This window comes from Vibrio sp. 10N.261.52.C11, from assembly GCF_041471405.1.
GTDB classification, from domain to species: Bacteria; Pseudomonadota; Gammaproteobacteria; order Enterobacterales; family Vibrionaceae; genus Vibrio; species Vibrio crassostreae_C.
The window spans coordinates 162,397-169,007 of sequence record NZ_JBFROI010000035.1; the positions used below are offsets into that span (position 1 = coordinate 162,397).

The 6,611-nt window shown below is 46.2% G+C and carries 7 protein-coding genes and 1 other annotated feature; of the genes, 3 read left to right on the forward strand and 4 right to left on the reverse strand.

Annotation, left to right across the window (positions count from 1 at the left end; translation table 11 throughout):
• Positions 1–3: 3 nt before the first annotated feature.
• The 4 genes from trpD to AB4323_RS14880 all read right to left on the reverse strand — a co-directional run bounded on the left by trpD (position 4) and on the right by AB4323_RS14880 (position 3,539).
• Positions 4–999, reverse strand: a complete 996-nt coding sequence (trpD, locus tag AB4323_RS14865) for an anthranilate phosphoribosyltransferase (RefSeq protein ID WP_372152804.1) — start codon at positions 997–999, stop codon at positions 4–6.
• A 9-nt stretch (positions 1,000–1,008) separates the two neighbouring features.
• Positions 1,009–1,617, reverse strand: coding sequence for an aminodeoxychorismate/anthranilate synthase component II (locus AB4323_RS14870; RefSeq protein WP_017063544.1), 609 nt, complete (start codon positions 1,615–1,617; stop codon positions 1,009–1,011).
• A gap of 2 nt (positions 1,618–1,619) precedes the next feature.
• Positions 1,620–3,227 (reverse strand): anthranilate synthase component 1, encoded by a 1,608-nt coding sequence (locus AB4323_RS14875; protein WP_372152806.1) that lies wholly within the window; start codon positions 3,225–3,227, stop codon positions 1,620–1,622.
• A gap of 125 nt (positions 3,228–3,352) precedes the next feature.
• Positions 3,353–3,467, reverse strand: a sequence feature (Trp leader region).
• Positions 3,414–3,539, reverse strand: a complete 126-nt coding sequence (locus AB4323_RS14880) for a trp operon leader peptide (RefSeq protein ID WP_009848753.1) — start codon at positions 3,537–3,539, stop codon at positions 3,414–3,416. It overlaps the preceding feature by 54 nt.
• Before the next feature lie 120 nt (positions 3,540–3,659).
• Between AB4323_RS14880 and rnm the strand changes: the two genes are divergently transcribed.
• The 3 genes from rnm (at position 3,660) to rluB (ending at position 6,391) form a co-directional block, all read left to right on the forward strand.
• Positions 3,660–4,514, forward strand: a complete 855-nt coding sequence (gene rnm / locus AB4323_RS14885; RefSeq protein ID WP_017061496.1) for an RNase RNM — start codon at positions 3,660–3,662, stop codon at positions 4,512–4,514.
• Between the two features lie 62 nt (positions 4,515–4,576).
• Positions 4,577–5,197, forward strand: coding sequence for an L-threonylcarbamoyladenylate synthase (locus AB4323_RS14890; RefSeq protein ID WP_009848751.1), 621 nt, complete (start codon positions 4,577–4,579; stop codon positions 5,195–5,197).
• 159 nt (positions 5,198–5,356) lie between these two features.
• Positions 5,357–6,391, forward strand: a complete 1,035-nt coding sequence (gene rluB / locus AB4323_RS14895) for a 23S rRNA pseudouridine(2605) synthase RluB (RefSeq protein WP_017055112.1) — start codon at positions 5,357–5,359, stop codon at positions 6,389–6,391.
• The last annotated feature ends 220 nt before the right edge of the window (positions 6,392–6,611 follow it).

Sequence of the window (6,611 nt, forward strand, 5' to 3'; positions counted from 1 at the left end):
TCGTTAGGCGTGTGCAGCAAGCTTTTGTACAAGCTCGTATGCTTTGCCAGAGTTCATCGCGTCAATTGCTTGCTGTGCGTTGGCTTTTAGGTCTTCGTGACCAAACAGACGCATCAGTAGAGCAACGTTGACTGCCACTGCGCCAACTTGACCATCAGTGCCTTTACCCGTCAGGATATCGGTTGTGATGGCTTTGTTCTCTTCTGGCTCGCCGCCCTTGATTGCTTCAAGAGGGTGAGTGTTCAAACCAAAGTCTGCTGGTCTCACTGTGTATTCGTGAATTGTGCCATCTTTGATTTCAGCAACCATGGTTTCGCCGTGAATCGCTACTTCATCAAGGCCGCTACCGTGAACAACCGCCGCGCGCTTCATGCCCATTTGCAGCATGGTTTCTGCGATAGGGCGTACCAGCTCTTTGCTGTAAACACCCATTAGCTCGATGTTAGGGCGAGCAGGGTTAATCAGTGGGCCAAGAATATTGAAGATAGTGCGCGTTTTCATTGTTTGACGAACCGGCATCGCGTGACGTACACCAACGTGATACTGCGGAGCAAATAGGAACGCTACGCCAAGTTCATCAACAGCCGTACGCGTGTTTTCTGCTGTCATCGCTAGGTTGATACCGAACGAATCCAATAGGTCAGAAGAACCTGATTTGCTCGATACGCTGCGGTTACCGTGCTTCGCGACTTTTAAGCCACACGCTGCGGCAACAAATGCAGAAGTCGTCGAAATATTAATGGTGTTGTGACCGTCGCCACCTGTACCAACGATGTCTGCGAAATCGTAATCAGGGCGAGGGAACGGGTTTGCATTCGCAAGCAGTGCTTTCGCCGCACCAGCGATCTCATCGGGCGTTTCGCCTTTGATTTTTAGTGCAGTCAGCGCAGAAGCCATCAAGATTGGGTCAAGTTCCCCCTTGATGATCACATCAAACAATTGTTGGCTTTCTTCTTGAGTAAGAGACTGCTGTTCGTAAAGTTTATTAATCTGTTCCATGATCGTTTCCTATTTTCCAGTCTTTTCAAGGCGAAGAGGTTTCTCAAGAGCCCATTCGATAGCGTTTGCTAGAAGCGTTGCACCGTAGGTCGTCATAATTGATTCAGGGTGGAATTGGAATCCACACACCTTGTCTTGTTCTTGAACCACAGACATCACCAAATCATCGACTTCAGCTGTCACCGTTAGGCTATCAGATACATGCGTTGCCACTAAAGAGTGATAGCGAGCGATAGCCAGTGGCGAAGGTAAGCCTTGGTAAGTCGCATGGTTTTGGTGTTCCATCATCGACACCTTACCATGAATGATTTCGCCAGCGCCTGCAACGGTGCCGCCATAGGCTTCAACGATTGCTTGGTGGCCTAAGCAAATACCAATCATTGGTACTTTACCTTTTAGAAGCTGAATTAGCTCTGGCATACAGCCCGCATCTGCTGGAGCGCCAGGGCCTGGCGAAAGCAGTGCAACAGGGTTGTCTAGTTCGTTGATAGCAGCTTCAACAACCTTTGCCGGAATGTTGTTACGGTAAATCTTTACGCTGTGACCTAATGAACGAAACTGGTCTACAAGGTTGTAAGTGAATGAGTCGAAGTTATCGATGAATACAATATCAGCCATGATTACGACTCCTTCTTGTTTGATGTGTTCTGATTTACTGCAGCGCTTTTAGTGTGTGCAGCTTGAATCGCTGAGATAACCGCTTGTGCCTTGCCGCGAGTTTCATCGGCTTCTGCTTGTGGGTCTGAGTCAAATACGACCCCAGCGCCTGCTTGTACTTGTGCCACGCCATCTTCAACGTAAGCAGAGCGAATTACGATACAAGTATCTAGAGTCCCTTCACCAGTTAGATAACCGACTGCACCACCGTAGCTACCACGACGCGTTTTTTCTACGTCTCGAATAAGCTGCATTGCGCGGATTTTTGGTGCGCCCGTTAGCGTGCCCATGTTCATACAAGCTTGGTAAGCGTGCAGAGCATCTAAGTCTTCACGGAGCTGACCAACAACACGAGAAACCAAGTGCATTACATGGCTGTAGCGGTCTACTTTCAGTAAGTCTGCTACGTGGCGAGTGCCAGCTTCGGCAATACGTGCCACATCGTTACGCGCTAGGTCAACTAGCATCATGTGCTCGGCGTTTTCTTTCTTGTCGGTACGCAGTTCAAGCTCGATACGGCTGTCTAGGTCGAAATCGATTTGACCGTCAGGGCGCTTACCACGACGACGAGTACCAGCAATCGGGTAGATCTCGATTTGGTTGGTTTCTGTCTCGTATTTCAGCGCGCTTTCTGGAGATGCACCGAACAGAGTAAACAGCTCGTCTTGCATGTAGAACATGTAAGGGCTTGGGTTGCTTTGTTTGAGTTCTTTATAAGCCGCCAGTGGGGCAGGGCAAGGTAGAGTGAAGCGGCGTGAAGGTACCACTTGGAATACATCGCCTTTAACTACGTACTCTTTTAAATCACGAACCGTTTGGCAGAAGTCTTCATCTGAAACGCTAGGTACAGCTTCAACGTTGTCTAACGGCGTTACTTCAGTGATGGCTTTCAGGGACTGACACTGAGTTTGAATGTCGGCTAGACGGTCAGTTAATTGCGCTTTGATGTTGTCATCTTGAGCAAATAAGCTCGCGTGAAGTAGGCCTTCGTTCTCTTGGTGATCGAAACGCAATAGTGTTTCAGCTACATAGAAGACAAAGTCAGGACAATTGTTGGTTGCTTCAGCATCACCTAGTGGCTCAAAGTTTGCCACGATGTCGTAAGCGAATAAGCCCGCCATGAATAATGTGTGTTTGTTATCCGCGTCTTGCTCAAAGCTGTGCTGAACCAAACGCAGTGCATCGAATGAAGAGGCTTCTCTTAAACGTGAGTCTTCGTCTAATTCGTTGCTTGGTTCGATAAAAGTCAGCGTCAAAACGTTATCAGTAAGGTCAGATTTAATTTCTGCTTTCACGTTTTGAGTGAGATGTTCGATAAGCGCTTGACCGTTTTCAGTCAATGCTTGAAAGGTTACTTCATGTCCGCGACATACGATGCGAACAGCAGAGTCGATAAGGAGTAGGCTTGTCAGGTTCTGTTTAGATTCAATCTCGGCAGATTCCAACAAAAGACTATCAGTTTTGTTTTCACACAAAGTATGAAAAACGCTGGTTGGATCTTGCGAGTAAGGAACTGAGGAATTGATGACCTCAATGGTTCCCAGCTTTTTGATTTCAATGGCCTTGTTCACAAGACCTCCTTTATGATTCTTTAAATTTCCTGCCGTACATAGTCGCATAAAGATACCTTTCACCCAATCTAGAATATGGTCAATTCGATGATTTGTTAGTCAGTTGAATGTGAGATGTTCGACAAATTAAAAAGCCCGCTATTAAAGCGGGCTTAGTGATAACTTTTTTATAAACAAACTGTTTAATTAGAAGTACACGTTAGCCCACCAAGAACTTGTCCAAGTGCGCCACCAATTAAGCTCTGAACTTGCTTCTACTGAAGAAAGTTCTAAAACTTTATCTTTATGGTTTTGGTTAAATTCTTGTAACATGGTGAACCTATCAAATGTGATACTTCGTATTTGTGTACTAGTTAACTAGTTTTCTACTTGCGGGTCAAGTGTGTTGACACAAATATAACGATAAAAATTGAAAACAATGAAAAAGAATATATGAGAATTGATCTACATAGTCATACAACAGCCTCAGATGGCCGACTTACTCCACCTGAGCTAATTGACCGAGCGCTTGGCTTTAACATCGAAGCGCTAGCGATTACAGATCATGACACGACTGATGGGCTTGCTGAAGCACGCAGCTACATTGCGGATAACAACCTTCCTATTCAGTTGATAAACGGCATTGAGATTTCGACTGTTTGGCAAAACAAAGATATCCATATTGTTGGGTTAAACGTTGATCCTGAGTCACCAGAACTCAAAGCGCTCATTGAACAACAGAAGCAACACCGTATTGGGCGTGCTGAGATGATCGCTCACCGTCTTGAGAAAGCGACTCGTGAAGGGGTGTTAGAAGAAGTTAAATTGATTGCGGGTGATGCACCAATCACTCGCGCTCACTTTGCTAAGTGGCTAGTCGACAATGGCTATGCGAAAACTATGCAGCAGGTGTTTAAAAAGTTTCTTACTCGTAATAACCCAGGTTATGTGCCGCCAACTTGGTGTTCAATGAGTGATGCTGTCACGGCTATTCATGCTGCTGGTGGACAAGCCGTACTCGCTCACCCTGGGCGATATGGACTTACAGCCAAGTGGGTTAAGCGCCTGCTAGCGGCATTTGTTGAAGCGAAAGGGGATGCGATGGAAGTAGCTCAACCTCAGCAAGCGCAACAAGAAAGACGCACACTCGCGGATTATGCTATACAATACAAACTATTAGCCTCCCAAGGCAGTGATTTCCATTACCCATCTCCGTGGATGGAACTTGGACGCAATCTCTGGCTACCTTCTGGGGTCGAAGAAGTATGGAAAGATTGGGAGTTTCAAACGGTTTCACCATCTGAATAGTCTTTAGGTGAGCCAGCTCCTTCTGATGATAGAGTCGAGAGATTCGATAACGAGGATCAACAATGAGCCAGTTTTTTTATGTACATCCAGATAACCCACAAGCACGCTTAATTACTCAAGCGGTTGCGATTATTCGCAATGGCGGCGTTGTGGTTTATCCAACAGATTCCGGTTATGCGCTGGGCTGTCAGCTTGAAAACAAACAAGCACTTGAACGTATCTGTAAAATTCGTCGCATCGATGACAAGCACAATTTCACCTTGTTATGCCGTGATCTTTCTGAGTTATCACTGTATGCACGCGTTGATAACGTGGCTTTCCGTCTGCTGAAAGCACACACGCCAGGTGCTTACACGTTTATCTTTAAAGCAACTAAAGAAGTGCCAAAGCGTTTGATGAACGCCAAGCGTAAAACGATTGGTATTCGTGTCCCAGATAACAAGATTGCACTCGACCTGTTGGAAGCGATGGGCGAACCACTGATGTCGACGTCTCTGATTCTTCCGGGTAACGAGACTACAGAGTCGGATCCAGAAGAAATTCGTGACAGCCTAGAGCATGCGGTTGATGTGATTTTGAATGGCGGTTACTTAGGTGAGCAACCGACGACCGTTATTGACTTCAGTGACGATGATGCCGTGGTTCTACGTCGTGGTGCTGGCGATCCTGCGCCGTTTGAATAATCGCTTTACTGATTAACAGTCTGTAACGATACAGCAAACCTGCCACAGTAAATAACAAGTGCTTTTTGGCAGGTTATTTGCGATAATACGCGACCGCGATTTGGTCGTGAAAAATTCATTCGACGTCTGTGAAGACGACAATTAGGTAGAAAAGAGTAAATGAGCGAAAAATTACAGAAGGTTTTAGCGCGAGCTGGTCACGGTTCTCGTCGTGAACTAGAAGGTTTAATCAAATCTGGTCGTGTAAGTGTTAACGGTCAAGTTGCGAAACTGGGCGAGCGTCTTGAAGACGAGAACTCAGTGATCCGTATCGATGGCCATACTGTTTCAGGCAAGGCTTCTGAAGAAGTGGTTTGTCGTGTACTTGCTTACTACAAACCTGAAGGTGAGCTTTGTACTCGTCACGACCCTGAAGGCCGCCGTACTGTTTTCGATCGTCTACCTAAGATCCGTGGTTCTCGTTGGATTTCAGTTGGTCGTCTTGATGCAAACACATCAGGCCTTTTGCTTTTCACTACTGATGGTGAGCTTGCAAACCGTCTAATGCACCCAAGCCGTCAGGTTGAGCGTGAGTACCTAGTACGTGTATTCGGTGAAGTGACTGAGCAAAAAGTTAAAAACGTTACTCGTGGTGTACAACTAGAAGACGGCATGGCTCGTTTTGAAGATGTTGTTTACGCTGGTGGTGAAGGTATGAACCATACTTTCTACGTAGCGATTAACGAAGGTCGTAACCGTGAAGTTCGTCGTCTTTGGGAATCTCAAGAAACGACAGTAAGCCGCCTGAAACGTGTACGTTACGGTGATATCTACCTTGATAAGAAACTGCCTCGTGGCGGTTGGAAAGAGCTAGATCTTCAAGAAGTTAACTACCTGCGTGAGCTTGTTGAGCTTAAGCCTGAGAAAGAGACACTGTTGGATCTTGATCCTTCAAACACTTCTCGTAAGCGTGAGCGTTCTCGTAGCCAAAAAATTCGTCGTGCTGTTAAACGTCACGAAGAGCGTGCAAACGCACCAAAAGGCCGTAGCAACCAAACTAAGCGTAAGAAGCCTGCAACTCGCGGTACTACAACACCTGATTCAGGTCGTAGCGCTCCAGCTGCAAACAAAGGCAAACCTCAGGCTAACAAAAGTAAGCCTAAACTGAACAACGGTCGTCCGGCTAAACCAGCTAAGCCAAGAACACGTCAGTAATTACGTAATTTCTTACGCGTAAAGCTTCATTAGCTGAAAGCACTGAATACTAAAAAACCTGCTCATTGAGCAGGTTTTTTTACGTCTGGAGAAATAGCAGATGCGGGATGCGAGTAACCGAGTATCGAAAACATGCTGCCATAAGTGACAGTAAGCGAGCTTTTCGCATCTCTTATCTCGTGTAGGCGCATCTATAATCTGCTCGTATCTCGTATCTCGT